Genomic DNA, 14,325 nt, shown 5'->3' on the forward strand with positions numbered 1-14,325 from the left:
AATGTTCGCCTTCGGAATAAAATGCTCATCCTATATCTTTTTTCCGTGTTTCTCCCCATCGTATTAACGAATGTTATTTTCTATAATGTGACGACGGATAATGTGAAAAATCAACGCATGAAGGATATTTCGCGAGCAGTGGAGCAGATCAACAATGAATTTCGGTCCGAGGTCGAGGATGCCGTTACGATTTCATCTGTCTTTTATACGGATTACAATTTAAATCAAATTTTAGAAACCGACTATAAGGAGCCTGCTGCTTATATTGAGGCCTATGATACGTATTTCCGAAGAATTTTGAACAGCTACACCCCCGTATATACCTCGATTCAAAGCATCAAAATTTACGTTGAAAATCCGACCATGCTGCATTCAGGCGGCATCGGTTATTTATCGAACGAAATGAAGCAGACGGATTGGTTTAAGCTGCTGAAAAAAAGGAACAATGCTTACCCTATTTTTATCCGGACACAGCAAGAGGACCGATTTTTGAAAAGCGATGAGAAGGTCGTTCAAGATACCTTCAGCATCATTCGGGAAATGAATTATTTTGAATCAAAAAATAAATGGCAAAAGTTTTTGAAAATTGATTTGAAGACGAGCACCATTGAACAGATTTTCCGCAATCAAAACCTGCAGGGCAACATTTATTTAGTTGATGATAGAGGGATCATCGAGTATACGACAGACCCAGCGGTGGATTGGAGGAAAGAAGCGGTAGCTTATGAGGCACTTAAATTTCCTGCGGATTCGATCACCTTTGATACCGGGAATACCTATGTAAGCTATTTGGAGAACTGGCGCATTATCGGGACGATTTCGGAGGAAGAGGTGCTGAAGGACGTACGTCAATCACGGGAGTTTGTCATCGTTTTGGCATGCCTAAATATTTTTATCCCGACGCTCATTATTTTGTGGATTACGCGCTCCTTGCATGAGAGGCTGGTCCGGATTTTGCGGCATATGAAAAAAGTGAAAAACCAGCACTTCGATACGATCAAGCAAGGCGAATCCATGGATGAAATCGGACAATTAACGAGTGAATTCAATCGGATGACGATCCAAGTGAAAAGCTTGATCGATGATGTGTATATCGCGGATATTCAGAAAAAATCATTAGAGCTCGAACGAAGGAAAGCCCAGCTCAATGCGCTGCAAAGCCAGATCAACCCTCATTTCCTGTTTAATGCGCTAGAGACGATTCGGATGCGAAGCTTGATCAAGGACGAGACGGAGACGGCAAAGATCATTCATAATATGGCCAAAATATTCCGGACGTCGCTGACCTGGGGCAAGGACCGCGTAATGGTTAGCGAGGAAATGGAGTTCATTGTGTGTTTCCTGGAAATTCAGAAGTATCGGTTCGAGGATCGCATGAATTACCACATTCATATTGAGCCTTCTGCAAGAGATTGTATGGTGCCGAAAATGATGTTTTTGCCCTTTGTTGAAAATGCGAGCATTCACGGCATTGAACCGCTGAGAAACGGCGGCAGAATTGTTGTGCAGGTTGAGCGCGAGGAGGACATGCTGATCTTTTCGATCAACGATAACGGTATTGGAATGGACGAAGAGAAGGTGAAGCAATTTTACGGCTATTTGGAGAGCGATGAAGAGCTTGGAGAGAGAATTGGCGTTCAAAACGTCATTTACCGCTTGAAGCTGATCTATGGCGACCGCTTTCAGCTATTAATTAAGAGCTCGCCTGGACAAGGCACGTTTATTCAAGTCGTCGTTCCGGTTGAACCGTGAAGGTGGCCGGCAAGCGATTAATGTATATGCTTTTTAAAGCACGAACTATAGTTTATCGGGTAAACAAAGTTTTTATTTTTACCTATAATGAAAGTGCTTACAAAATATATTCAGATTTGAAAGGGGCTAGAAAAAAGTGACAAAGAGATTATTATTTGTTTGTTTGGCTGCCTTCATGATTTTCACTGCTGCGTGCTCGAATAATAATAACGGCGGAGAAGCAAAGCCGTCAGACGGCGCGAGCAGTCCAAACGCAGCGGCAGAGGGTGAAACAGAGAAGCCGGTTGAAAAGGTGACTTTCTCTTATTTCAACGGCGTTGCTGCAGCCAAGGATACGAACTCAAACGAAACGACGATCGGCAAAATGCTTGAGGATCAAACGGGCGTTAACTTTAAAATTGAGCATTTGGTAGGCGACCTGAATACGAAGATCGGAACGATGATCGCATCCAACGCTTACCCGGATGTTATGATCCCGGATGCTGCAATCGACAAGATTCTTGATGCTGGAGCTTTCATTGCGCTCGACGAGCTCATTGAACAATACGGCCCGAACATTAAACGCGTATACGGACCATACTTCAATCAAATGAAAGCGGCGGACGGCAAAATTTATTTCCTTCCGTTCTCGAATACGGTTGGCGAGTATATTCCGGATCCGAATATCAACCAAGGCGCCTTCTGGGTACAGCGCCGCGTGCTCAAGGAAGCGGGCTATCCGAAGATCAAGACGCTTGATGAGTATATGGATTTAATTAAAAATTTCGTAGAGAAGCATAAGGATGAAGAGTTGACGGGTCTCGTTTCCTTGACGCATGACTGGCGTTTTTTCGCAACCTCCAACCCGCCAAACCATTTGGCAGGCTATCCGAATGACGGCAATGTCATCGTCGATATGACGACCTTCGACGCAAAGACGTATGCAGCGGATGACAATACAAAGCGCTGGCTGCAAAAATTGAATGAAATCAATGCCGCAGGCCTGTTCGATAAAGCGTCCTTCGTAGACAACTACGATCAATATTTGGCGAAATTGACTTCTCATAAAGTAGTCGGCTTCTTCGATTACGGCTGGCAGTTCTCGAATGCGCAAAATGCGCTTAAGGACGCCGCTAAGCAAGATCCAACGCAAGACGATTTTGTTTATTTCCCGCTGCCCGTTACGTTTGATGGACAGAAGGATCAGTACCTAGACCCTCCAGGCTTCGTTAAAAACCGCGGAATGGGCATTACCGTCAGCGCGAAGGACCCTGCTCGCATCATTCAATATTTGGATAATCTATTGACCGACGAAAACCAAATTTTGCAAAAATGGGGCATTAAGGGCGAAACGTACGAAGTGGATGACAAGGGCCGGATGTATCGTACGGCTGAGCAAATCGCGAAGATCGACGAAGCGTTTAACGAAAAATTCGGCTTCAAATATTATTCATGGAACTGGCCGCTGTACGGCAACGGCTCCTCGCTTCCGGACGGCAACTCCGTTGCTCCTGGCTTGCAGCCTGAAGTGTTCCAAATGAGCCTGACGGATGCGGATAAAGAAATTTTGGGCAAATACGGCGTGAAAACCTATTCCGAAATGTTCGCGGCGCCAGATGACCGTCCTTGGTACCCTTCTTGGGGCATTCCGAAGGAGCAAGGCTCCGAGCAGCAAATTTGGGAAACGAAGAAAGATGAAATTACGAAAAAATATTTCCCTAAGCTTGTCCTCTCGAAACCAGCCGATTTTGAAAAGGTATGGACCGAGTATACAGACGCTTTCGGCAAGCTTGATACGGCTGCCTACGAGAAATGGACGACAGAAGAAGTGAAGAAGCTGATCGAAGCGGCAAAATAATCGATACTTAGGTTATGGCGAAAGGCCGGATTAATGCTAGCATTAGCCGGCCTTTCCTTCTACACAGCCCGATTCAGTCCGGAAGGAGAGAGATAAGATGGACAGTAAACCAACAATGTCGACGTCAAATCTGGCGTTGCCAAAGAAGCCGACAGGACTGAAGTATTTTGCGAAAAAGCTGGTTGAGCAGCGCGTGCTTGTGCTCATGTCTGTACCGTTTCTAGCATGGTTGTTTATTTTTAAATACATGCCTCTATGGGGGTGGACGATCGCCTTCCAAGACTATAAGCCAGCCAAAAGCTTTAGCGAGCAGAAATGGGTCGGATTTGACCATTTTCAGTTTTTGTTTCAGGATGAACGGTTTATCCGCGTCTTAAGAAATACGCTTGCGATGAGCGGAATCAATCTGATTCTAGGCTTCGTTACGGCGATTACGCTCGCATTGCTTCTAAATGAGGTGCGCAAGGTCGCTTTTAAACGAGTTGTTCAGACGGTAAGCTATTTGCCGCATTTTATCTCTTGGGTCGTTGCGGCCAGCATTATTCAGACGACATTATCGCCTGATGGCATCATTAACCAATTGCTCATTTGGGGCGGCTTTGTCGAGAAGGGCGAGGAAATATTGTTTCTCGGCATTCCAGAATATTTCTGGGGCATTTTTGGAGCAAGCTCGGTGTGGAAAGATGTGGGCTGGAATACGATCGTCTATTTGGCGGCAATGACCATGATTGACCCCGCGCAGTATGAAGCGGCAGAGATGGACGGAGCAGGACGCATTAAACGGATGTGGTATGTTACACTGCCAGGCATCAAGCCGGTTATTATCGTATTGCTGATTATGAATATCGGGTATTTGCTGGAATCGGGTTTCGAGCCGCAGTATTTGCTGGGCAACGGCATGAACATCGACTATTCGGAAAACCTTGACATATTTGTTCTGAAATACGGCATTGCGCAGGGCAATTACTCGCTCTCGATTGCGGCGGGCATGTTCAAAACGATCATCAGCTTTATCTTATTGTTCGCAGCGAACAATCTTGCGAAGCGAATGGGCGAGTCCAGACTGTTTTAGAAGGAGGGGTACAACATGGATAATATGGCAGCAGAAGCTTTGTCCAGAAAGTCCAGCCGAGTTCGCTCGTCACGCGGCGATCTGATTTTTGACATATGCAATTATATCTTTCTCACCTTGCTCATGATCGTAACCTTATATCCGTTCTTGAACACGGCCGCCGTTTCGCTGAACAACGCGACCGATTCGATTAAGGGCGGCATTTATTTGCTGCCAAGGATATGGACATTAGACAACTACGCCTATGTGCTAAAGGAATCGACGATTTTCCATGCGACGCTGATCTCGATTCTTCGTACCGTGATCGGAACGGTAGCTACCGTTTTTTGCTCAGCGATGGTCGCCTATACGATTACCAGGCAGGAGTATGTACTCCGTAAGTTCGTTACCATTGCGTTTATTTTGACGATGTATTTTAACGGCGGGCTCATTCCGAACTTTCTCTTAATCCGCGATTTAGGGCTGCTGAGCAATTTTTGGGTTTATATTTTCCCGGGCTTGATCGGCGTGTTTAACTTGATCATCATTCGTTCCTTTATCGAAGGGCTGCCGGAGAGCATTTTGGAATCTGCAAGAATTGACGGAGCGGGCGATTTTAAAATGTTTTACAGCATCGTGCTGCCGCTATGCGTTCCGGTCCTTGCAACCGTTGCTTTGTTCTCGGCTGTCTATCAATGGAATCAATGGTTTGACGTATTCCTGTACAATTCATCGAATATCGAGCTTAGCACGCTGCAATACGAGCTGCAGAAAATTTTGCAAAACTCGAACGCGTCCTTGACGACGAAGACCGCCGGCGATGCGTTCGCCAATGCCAATAACTCGGGAGCCAATACGGTGACGCCGTTCGCGATCCGCGCAACGATGACCATCGTGGCATCCCTGCCGATCATTATGGTGTATCCGTTCTTGCAGAAATATTTTGTAAAAGGAATGACGGTAGGCGGCGTGAAGGGTTAATCGAATATAGGGGGAAGAGTCATGAGCAGAATGGAAGACGGCAATATTCCTAAGCTTTACGAAGCATTTAGTGATTCATTCGATATAGGCGCCGCAGTTAATCCGCGTACGATCATTCAGGCTGGCGATTTAATTGCAAAACACTTCAACAGCCTGACCGCCGAAAATGAAATGAAATTCGTAAGCGTACATCCGGCAGAGGATACGTATACGTTTGAAGCGGCAGACAAAATCGCTGCTTTCGCAAGAGAGAACAATAAGAAATTGAGAGGGCATACGCTCGTTTGGCATAATCAGACTTCGGATTGGTTATTTCAAGAAGCGGATGGCAGCCCCGTTAGCCGTGAAAAGCTGTTGGACCGTTTGAAATCACATATTGATACGGTTGTGAAGCGTTATAAAGAGGACATCTATGCTTGGGATGTCGTTAATGAGGTCATTTCGGACGAAGGCTCGGGCCTGCTGCGCCCTTCGAAGTGGCTGGATATCGCGGGACCGGAGTTTATCGCCAAAGCGTTCGAATTCGCGCATGAAGCAGATCCGAAAGCCCAGCTTTTCTACAATGATTATAACGAGTCCAACCCGCTGAAGCGCGATAAAATCTATCAGTTGGTCAAAAACCTGCTTGAACAGGGGGTGCCGGTCCATGGCGTCGGCCTCCAAGCCCATTGGAGCCTGTATAGTCCAGGCTTGGATGAGATCAGGGCAGCTATCGAGAAATATGCGTCACTTGGCCTGAGATTGCAATTAACAGAGCTAGATATATCCATGTTCCGTCATGACGATTTGCGTTCGGATGTCGTCAGCCCGACAGATGAGATGCTGGAGCTGCAGGAGCGGCGGTATGAAGCGGTATTTCATTTGCTGTCGGAGTATCGGAATCATATTGATGCCGTCACCTTCTGGGGTGCAGCGGATGATTATACGTGGCTGAGCGACTTTCCTGTTCGCGGACGGAAAAACTGGCCGCTGCTGTTCAATGAGAGCCATGAGCCCAAGGGCTCGTTCTGGCGTGTCATCAAGCAGACCTCGCTGTCTTAAGGCAGCTAAGTTAAGTCAGCGTACAAGGAGGCACTATGTTTAATGAATAGTCATGCGTATAAGGCTTGGCTGAATGATTCGCCGCTTGAGGATGAACTGCTGAAAGCTAAGTATTCAGCTCTAGTTGGACAGCTTGTCTTTGACGGTGAACCGTCCGGCGTATTGAATACGGCAATAAAGGAGCTTCGCAGCGGCATCCAAGCTCGCATCGGCATAACGCCAGCCCTCAACAAAAGGAAGGAACCGGGCGGCTTCCTTCAGATCATCGTTTGTACGGATGAAGAGCGTTTAGAGGAATGGCGGCTGGGGGAAGAGGGATTTAAGCTCCGGTATACGCAAGGTGCCGCTCATGGCTATTTGACGCTTACCGGCGGCTCGACAGTCGGAGTCTTGTACGGCGTTTTCCATCTGCTGCGTCTCATAGGCGCAGGCAAGCCTGTTGAGGAGCTGAACGCGGAAGAGTGTCCAAGAAACCGGCTGCGAATGATTAATCAGTGGGATAATGCGGACGGTTCGATTGAGAGAGGCTACGCAGGCCGTTCTATTTTTTATGAAAATGGGAGCATCACTACCGATTTGCAGCGGATAAAGGATTACGCGCGAATGCTAGCTTCGGTCGGACTTAACGCCATCTCCATTAACAATGTGAACGTCCATGAGATCGAGACGAGATTCATTACCGATGAGCTGCTGCCGTCTGTAGCGGGCGTTGCGGACATTTTCCGCGAATACGGGATTAAGCTGTATCTGAGCGTTAATTTTGCAGCACCCTTGCAGATTGGAGGCTTGCCCACGGCAGACCCGCTTGACGCGGGTGTGCAAAGCTGGTGGAAGGAAACGGCAAAGCGGATCTATTCGTTCATACCTGACTTCGGCGGCTTTGTCGTTAAGGCAGACTCTGAGCATCGACCTGGGCCATTCGCTTATGGACGTGACCATGCGGATGGGGCAAACATGCTTGCTGACTCGCTTGCAGCACATGATGGGATCGTCATTTGGCGCTGCTTCGTTTATGACTGCATGCAGGATTGGCGTGATCGGAAGACGGATCGTGCTCGCGCGGCATTCGACCATTTTAAACCGTTGGATGGGCGCTTTAGGAGCAATGTGCTGCTGCAGATCAAAAATGGGCCAATGGACTTCCAGGTTCGAGAGCCCGTTTCCCCCTTGTTCGGCGCGATGAAAAAAACGAATCAGATGATGGAGTTTCAAATCACCCAAGAGTATACCGGGCAGCAGAAGCATTTGTGCTACTTGGTGCCGCAATGGAAGCAGGTGCTGGAATTTGATACCTTTGCGGAAGGCTCAGGGACGGAAGTGAAACGAATCGTCGATGGAACGATATACGGGATGAATAATAGCGGAATTGCTGCGGTTTCGAATATTGGGAATGATGAGAGCTGGACAGGACATATTCTCGCGCAGGCTAACCTTTACGGATATGGCCGGCTCGTCTGGAATCCAAATCTAACAGCCGAGGAGATTTCGACCGAGTGGACGATTGCAACGTTCGGAAGCGATCCTCTAGTCGTATCCACAATCAAGGGGCTGCTGCTGGAATCGTGGCCGATCTATGAAGGGTACACCGCACCGCTTGGCGTCGGCTGGATGGTGGCGCCTAACCATCATTATGGGCCTGATGTAGACGGCTACGAATATTCAAGATGGGGAACCTATCATTTTGCGGACCGGGACGGTATCGGCGTTGACCGGACTCAGGAGAGCGGAACGGGATATACATCGCAGTATGAGGAACCGAATCGTTCGCTGTATGACCGCATTGAAACTTGTCCGGACGAGCTGCTTCTCTTTTTTCACCATGTACCCTATACCCATCAGCTTCATTCTGGAAAGACGGTTATTCAGCACATCTACGATACTCATTTTTGGGGCGCCGAGGAAGCAGAACGAATGCTACAGGAGTGGGCGGGTTTAGCCGACAAAATCGATGAAGCAAGGTTTGTTCATATCGCTAATCGGTTGTCTGAGCAGGCTAAGCATGCCACGCAGTGGCGCGATATCATTAATACGTATTTTTACCGAAAGTCCGGCATTGCTGATGCGTTTGGCCGCACGATCTATTAAAACTTTAACAGCCCTTTACCGTATGACGGTAGAGGGCTGTTTGTCTTTGGCAACATGCAACCTTCACAGATTTGTAAACGTTTGTAAACATGAGGTGATGGTATGTTAATGGCGAGGGTGAGGACTGCTCTCCTATTGGCTATATGTTTGACGGCAGCTGCGGGCTGTACGTCAAAATCGGAACAGCCGCTTCCTGCATCGGGAAGCAATCCTGCGAGTACGATGGACCCAAATGCTGGTGAAAGGATTGATGCCGATCAGGTTACGGTAGGAAGCTATTCGTAGAAAACGTTAAAGAAGGCACAGCGGATGCTGTTCATGTTGTCTCGTACACGATTGAGGGTGATCCGATCTTTGAGGATTTAATGTTCGATGGAGAAAGTATTGAATATACATCTGATCATACGCATGGCGCGTTTGGAAGCCCGATGAAGCGGGTCACTTTCTGCAAGGCAATTTATACCGTAGTCTGGAAATTTTTCTAATGTAAGGAGTGGGATTTTGAATTTAAACAGAGGGTTAGGCAGGTTGGCCATAGTCATGAAAATGATTATGGTCTCTGCAATATTTGTTCTGGTAAGTGCTTGCAGCGAGGCTGTGAAAATCGAGCAAATAGAAGCTTTCGCCATAGAAACCTTAGAGGAAAATGAAGAGGGGATTCATGAACGAACAGGATATAAAAAGTCGAATTCCATTTCGCATATTGTAGAAGGCAAAAATTTTATTAGATCTGAAATTAAATCGATTGAGGACTTTTATGATAAAGAAGGCAACTATATTAAAACAGAAATCATACATTCCAAAGGAGGCAGAACGCATGTCACTGAGGTTGAAGATGGAGATACCCGGAAAAAAGAGCTGCATGAGCCTTCGACTATTTTGATTCCTGATGAAAACATAGAGCGTTTTCGATCTTATAAACTGAATGACGATGAAAAACAGCAGGTTAAAGCGCATGTGTTAGCTTTTATGGATAAGCTGTAGGTTCGAAAAAGTCATAAAGCGTGCTTAGGCCCATATGGAGTTCAGCGATCAAATAGATCACCGACTGCTCCCCCATTGGGGGAGGCCGGTGGAAACAGAGGCAGCTATTTGTGATTGCTCGATTACTTCAATGCCGCAGGCAATCGCACGCCAGTCAGCTTTCCGTTCGTCTGTATGATAAGCGAGCCACCTTCCTTAAGCGTCGGACCATAATTGCGAGCGCCCGTTTTCACCCGGAATAGCGGCTTGCCTGAATCAAAATCGATCGCGTGCAGGATGCCGTCGGTTTGGGCAAGATAGACACCCTTTCCATAGATGTCCGTCATAGAGGAAGGGTTGTCCCCGGCCCAGCTCATTTGCTGTCCGTTGGCTGTCTTGATGCCAGTAAGCGTACCATTACCGGAGCTAGCGAACAAAATGCGGCCGCGATGGACTTTTTGAGCAGGGTAGCCATACGAATTTGAGGCGGGCTCATAATAGTTACGCAGAGGTTTGTCATTAGGTTTGTAATTTGAAAAATCATACCTCGCTATAATGCCATTCTGATGGACATAAAAATCATTTCCGTCCAAATAGCACGGTCCGCCGGTCTGATATTCAACGCCGGGACCTTCCTGTACGCTCCAACGATAAACACGGCTGCCTTTTAATTCACCTGTTTTCAGATTGATCACGGACACCGTGACGCTGCGCTCTGGACCTTCAATTATCGGACTATAATTATCTTTAACGGAGTATACCAGCCCGCCTTCGATCTTGAGCGGTGTGTTTTGGCGAAAAATACCCCAAAGCTTCTTTCCTGTTTTCTTATCGATGGCGTTAAGTTGAACGGAGGTAAGTGCGCCTTGCACGGTATAGGTGCGGAATACGACATCACCCGCATCGATGAGCCCCGCGTGTCCATATTCGGATTGCAGCTCGGTGTTTGTCCAAAGCTGTTTTCCCGTCTTCGGATTAAATGCATACATAGCCTTTCCTTTCAGGATATACAACGTATCGCCCACAACCTCGATAGCGTCTGGACTCGGCAGCTTGATACTCGACAGCCACTTTCGTTTCCCGTTCGATGCAGAGAGAGCATAGATGCTCCCGTCATTTGCAGCACCATAAATAGTCCCCTCCTGATAAATAATGCTAGGCAGCAGACTAGCTCCGTAAGTCCAAACGGTCTTGCCTGTTTGAACGTTCAAAGCAATCAGCCTCTTGCCGCTTAATGAGAAAACTTTGCCCTCACCTGTCACTGTAAAATTCGTATTAGCGTAAACCTCCCATGTATCGACCTTAGCAGACCAAGCGGGCTGGACATATGGCGACTGAATCTCTGGTTACCCTCCAGCAAAGGATACGACGGCTTTCTCTGCATACACTTGGTTCATTCCATTGTTGTTTGCTGTCCGCCCTGTTTGGAGAGCTATGACCAGGGCGGAAGCGGCAAGTAGGGTTCGAGACATCCATTTTATTTGCATAAATGACCCTCCTTTTATTCCCATAAATTTGCTTTATTTCCTTATAGACGATTAGTCCAAGAAAAGGTTGCAATGGTTCGCTGGAGCTCTTCGTGTTGAGGCTGCCGCTTTTCTTGTAGAGGGGATGCTACTCGACAATTCCAATTTTTAGATTCGGATAGTTTGTTCTCAGCTCAGCGATCTGGTTTTCCAGTACGGCTTTGTCAAAGCTGGCTCCAAAAATATGCTGATCCGGCAAATAATCAGGGCATATTTTAAGTGTTCATTCCTGTCTGCCCACTTATCTTGCTTGACGTATAAAAGGTTAAGGTAGGAGAAGTGTAGAAATGATAGGGATCGGAACAAATCAAGCAAATAGTCAATAACTGGAGGGGAACAGCAATGATCTCATTGAAAAATAAAATAGCGATCGTTACAGGGGCTAGCCGATCAGCGGGAATTGGAACAGCGATATGCCGTTCATTAGCACGTTTGGGATCTGATATCTTTTTTACGCATTGGCATGCTTTTGATGAATCGGAAGGCAATGGCGGGGAGAAGGATTGGCCGGAGCAGCTGCGCTATGAATTAGAAGGCTTAGGCGTAAGGGCCAGCCATATGGAGGCGGATTTTGCAAATCCCGAGACTCCTGCTCTTCTTATGGAGCAAGTCGAAAGCTCATTAGGCAGCGCTTCGATTTTGATCAACAATGCCACCTATTGCGTACCAACAAATTTTCGGAGTTTAGACATTGATCTGCTGGATCAGCATTATGTCGTGAACAATCGCGGACCGATTTTGCTTAGTACGGAATTTGCAAAAAGATTTGAGAAAAACCACGCCAAAGGAACAGCAGGAAGAATTATTTTTATGGTTTCAAAAGGGCCGGACCCGGATAACTTAGCGTACATCGCAACGAAGGGTGCGCTGATCGGTTTGATCGAGCCGCTCTCCGTAGGCTTGGCGCCGCTCCAAATTACCGTTAACGGATTTGATCCAGGGCCAACCGATTCAGGCTGGATGGATGAAGAGATGAAAGCAGGCTTTCTGCCTATGTTCCCGATGGGACGAATCGGATTGCCGGAAGATGCAGCGAGAGCGATCAGCTTCTTGGCGAGCGATGAATCGCAGTGGATAACGGGTCAAGTGATAAAATCCGAAGGCGGATTTTTAGGGAAATAGCTTTCATATATAAGGAGGAGAAGGAGATGGAGGACCAGCAATGCTTAGGGTGTAAACTTGCAAATAAAAGAGTGGAAACGCATATCGTTTATGAGAACGAGCTGGTTACTTGCTTTCTTGATCATGCCCCGCTGAGTGAAGGGCATATCCTCATTCTACCTAAACATCATTATCATGATGTCGATGACCTGGACGAAATAACCGCATTTGAAATAATGAAGACATCTGCTATGTTGTCGAGAGTACTGAAGTCGCAGTTCCAGCCTGATGGGATTACGGTTATTCAAAATGGCGGTATATTCAATGATTTGAACCATTATCACATGCATATTTTTCCGCGCTATGAGTCGGATGGTTTTGGGTGGGTAGAACCAGCGGACACGGCAAATGCGAAGGGGCGTTTAAGCGTTACTCAGGAGCAGATGATTACGTTCGTTAATCGGCAATTGTCTGTTTAGCTTCCTCAATCCTATTGGACGGAGGTAAATAGAGGCATAGATCTAGTTTTTAGACTTATTGATATAAATTTCAGTTTTTAAAATGAAATAGATCTAGTTATTAAAGCTAATGTCCGATTAATCGGGCATTAGCAGGCGTATTCAGGGCCAACGGCTGAAATAGATCTACATAGTAGATTTATTTTTTTGAAAACCGAGCAAAAGAGGAAATTAGGTCTAATTTATAGACTAATCCAAGTGCCGCGGCGTCCGCGCTTTATGCACAGTCAAGTGCTTCGGCAAGCAAAGCTAGAGTTAAAGATTGAGGTGAAAATTTAAAGCTTATGGAATGGGATGCTGGTGCGTACACGGTCACATGGAAAGGACAACAAGTCGTGCTGCTTCCCAAGGAATATGCACTGCTGCACTACTTGTATGTTAACGCGGGGCAGACGCTTTCGCGCGAGCAGCTGCTTGATGCAGTCTGGACGATGGGATCACCGGTGGACCGGACTGTTGACGATCACGTCTACCGGCTTAGGCGGAAGCTGGCGAGATGGTCGCCTGCCATTCAGATCGATACGATGCGCGGAATTGGTTACCGGTTAAAGCTGGCGAAAGAGAACTTGGGCGCTAATCCTCTGCTTAAGCTACCATCTTTCTCAGAGGATCTCAAGGGGATAGCCGGCACTTATTTGCGATATGGAAGAGGGGATGCTCTACTCACGCTTGCCCGCAATAAGGATGTGCTAGGCTTTGAGGTCGATCCGACTTTTCAAATGCTGATTCGCGTAATGGAAGGAGATGTACGCTTTATGGTGCGGGAAGAGGAGGGCTCCTTTGTCGATCGGGCCTTCCTTCTGCTGTACTTGAATCAGCTCATCGATCCGCAGAGCAACCGCGAGTTTGTAGAAAAGGCGCTGCGCCACAATTTGCTTCCATCGTTATGGCACAACGAGCTTGCGACGATGTCGATTATCAGCATGCTGATGGTTTGGGGAGAGCTCGAGGTAGCGAAGGTGAAGCTTGATTCACTCCGTGCAGAGGTTGAGCGCAATAACTGGGAAGGGCTTATCCCCTATACGGCAAATCTCCAGTTGGAATTTGTACTGCGTGCTGAACGATGGACCGAGGTCGATGCGGCGATAGAAGCGGTCGAGGAACGGCTAATACAGTATCCCTATCAACGTGAGGAAGGCCAATATCGGATATTGAAAGGATTATTTGTGTACCGTTCGGATCCAAAATTAGGTCTAGCGCTGATCGAACAGGGACTGGCGCTGCTGAAGCAGTCGCAGTTTGTCCCGAATTTGTTGAACGGCTATCATACGCTTCTTACTATATCCAAGCAGTATGGGTGGGGAGGAATAGACCGGGATATTTACGAAAAGGAATGGGGCAGGTTAACCGCTCAGATTGGGATTGATGAAATAAGCAGCCAAGTCAGGAAGCAGCTTCAGCAACATCTGGGCTCCCTCTGATATTGCTCTGATAATGGTTCGGTAAAGTTGTGTTTATCAACGCATACCG

The 14,325-nt window shown here is 47.1% G+C and carries 14 protein-coding genes; 12 read left to right on the forward strand and 2 right to left on the reverse strand.

The genetic code is table 11. The features are described from left to right. Positions 1-21: 21 nt before the first annotated feature. From HI950_RS21235 to HI950_RS21275, 9 genes are all read left to right on the forward strand, one after another. A complete protein-coding gene (locus HI950_RS21235; protein WP_169086622.1) occupies positions 22-1,752 on the forward strand; it encodes a cache domain-containing sensor histidine kinase in 1,731 nt (576 codons plus the stop codon). A gap of 136 nt (positions 1,753-1,888) precedes the next feature. Then, complete coding sequence (locus HI950_RS21240) at positions 1,889-3,589, forward strand: type 2 periplasmic-binding domain-containing protein (RefSeq protein WP_169086240.1); 1,701 nt, start codon at positions 1,889-1,891, stop codon at positions 3,587-3,589. 97 nt (positions 3,590-3,686) lie between these two features. Next, the gene (locus HI950_RS21245) at positions 3,687-4,661 is read left to right on the forward strand and encodes an ABC transporter permease (RefSeq protein WP_169086238.1); all 975 of its coding nucleotides are present in this window, start codon (positions 3,687-3,689) and stop codon (positions 4,659-4,661) included. A gap of 24 nt (positions 4,662-4,685) precedes the next feature. Next, entirely contained in the window at positions 4,686-5,621 is a 936-nt protein-coding gene (locus HI950_RS21250) for a carbohydrate ABC transporter permease (protein ID WP_223285419.1), read from the forward strand. A gap of 21 nt (positions 5,622-5,642) precedes the next feature. Further along, on the forward strand, positions 5,643-6,662 hold the full coding sequence (locus tag HI950_RS21255) for an endo-1,4-beta-xylanase (RefSeq protein ID WP_169086235.1): 1,020 nt from the start codon (positions 5,643-5,645) through the stop codon (positions 6,660-6,662). Between the two features lie 42 nt (positions 6,663-6,704). Further along, a complete protein-coding gene (locus HI950_RS21260) occupies positions 6,705-8,747 on the forward strand; it encodes an alpha-glucuronidase family glycosyl hydrolase (RefSeq protein ID WP_169086233.1) in 2,043 nt (680 codons plus the stop codon). Positions 8,748-8,855: 108 nt separating this feature from the next. Continuing rightward, positions 8,856-9,032 (forward strand): hypothetical protein, encoded by a 177-nt coding sequence (locus tag HI950_RS21265; RefSeq protein WP_169086231.1) that lies wholly within the window; start codon positions 8,856-8,858, stop codon positions 9,030-9,032. A gap of 50 nt (positions 9,033-9,082) precedes the next feature. Then, positions 9,083-9,232: a hypothetical protein gene (locus tag HI950_RS37055; protein WP_411268120.1), complete on the forward strand. Its 150-nt coding sequence runs from the start codon at positions 9,083-9,085 to the stop codon at positions 9,230-9,232. Positions 9,233-9,287: 55 nt separating this feature from the next. Beyond that, positions 9,288-9,731 carry a hypothetical protein gene (locus HI950_RS21275; RefSeq protein ID WP_169086620.1) on the forward strand — a complete coding sequence of 148 codons (444 nt, stop codon included), beginning with the start codon at positions 9,288-9,290 and terminating at the stop codon, positions 9,729-9,731. A 122-nt stretch (positions 9,732-9,853) separates the two neighbouring features. Here the strand turns inward: HI950_RS21275 and HI950_RS21280 are convergent, their stop codons facing one another. After that, positions 9,854-11,050, reverse strand: a complete 1,197-nt coding sequence (locus HI950_RS21280; protein WP_317618422.1) for an outer membrane protein assembly factor BamB family protein — start codon at positions 11,048-11,050, stop codon at positions 9,854-9,856. Between the two features lie 6 nt (positions 11,051-11,056). Further along, positions 11,057-11,197, reverse strand: a complete 141-nt coding sequence (locus HI950_RS21285) for a hypothetical protein (protein ID WP_169086227.1) — start codon at positions 11,195-11,197, stop codon at positions 11,057-11,059. Between the two features lie 381 nt (positions 11,198-11,578). Between HI950_RS21285 and HI950_RS21290 the strand changes: the two genes are divergently transcribed. The 3 genes from HI950_RS21290 (at position 11,579) to HI950_RS21300 (ending at position 14,276) form a co-directional block, all read left to right on the forward strand. Next, a complete protein-coding gene (locus HI950_RS21290; protein ID WP_169086225.1) occupies positions 11,579-12,358 on the forward strand; it encodes an SDR family oxidoreductase in 780 nt (259 codons plus the stop codon). Between the two features lie 26 nt (positions 12,359-12,384). Then, complete coding sequence (locus tag HI950_RS21295; RefSeq protein WP_169086223.1) at positions 12,385-12,816, forward strand: HIT family protein; 432 nt, start codon at positions 12,385-12,387, stop codon at positions 12,814-12,816. A gap of 323 nt (positions 12,817-13,139) precedes the next feature. Next, on the forward strand, positions 13,140-14,276 hold the full coding sequence (locus HI950_RS21300; protein WP_169086221.1) for a winged helix-turn-helix domain-containing protein: 1,137 nt from the start codon (positions 13,140-13,142) through the stop codon (positions 14,274-14,276). The last annotated feature ends 49 nt before the right edge of the window (positions 14,277-14,325 follow it).

The sequence above is a fragment of the Paenibacillus sp. PL91 genome (genome assembly GCF_012935325.2).
Lineage (GTDB): Bacteria > Bacillota > Bacilli > Paenibacillales > Paenibacillaceae > Pristimantibacillus.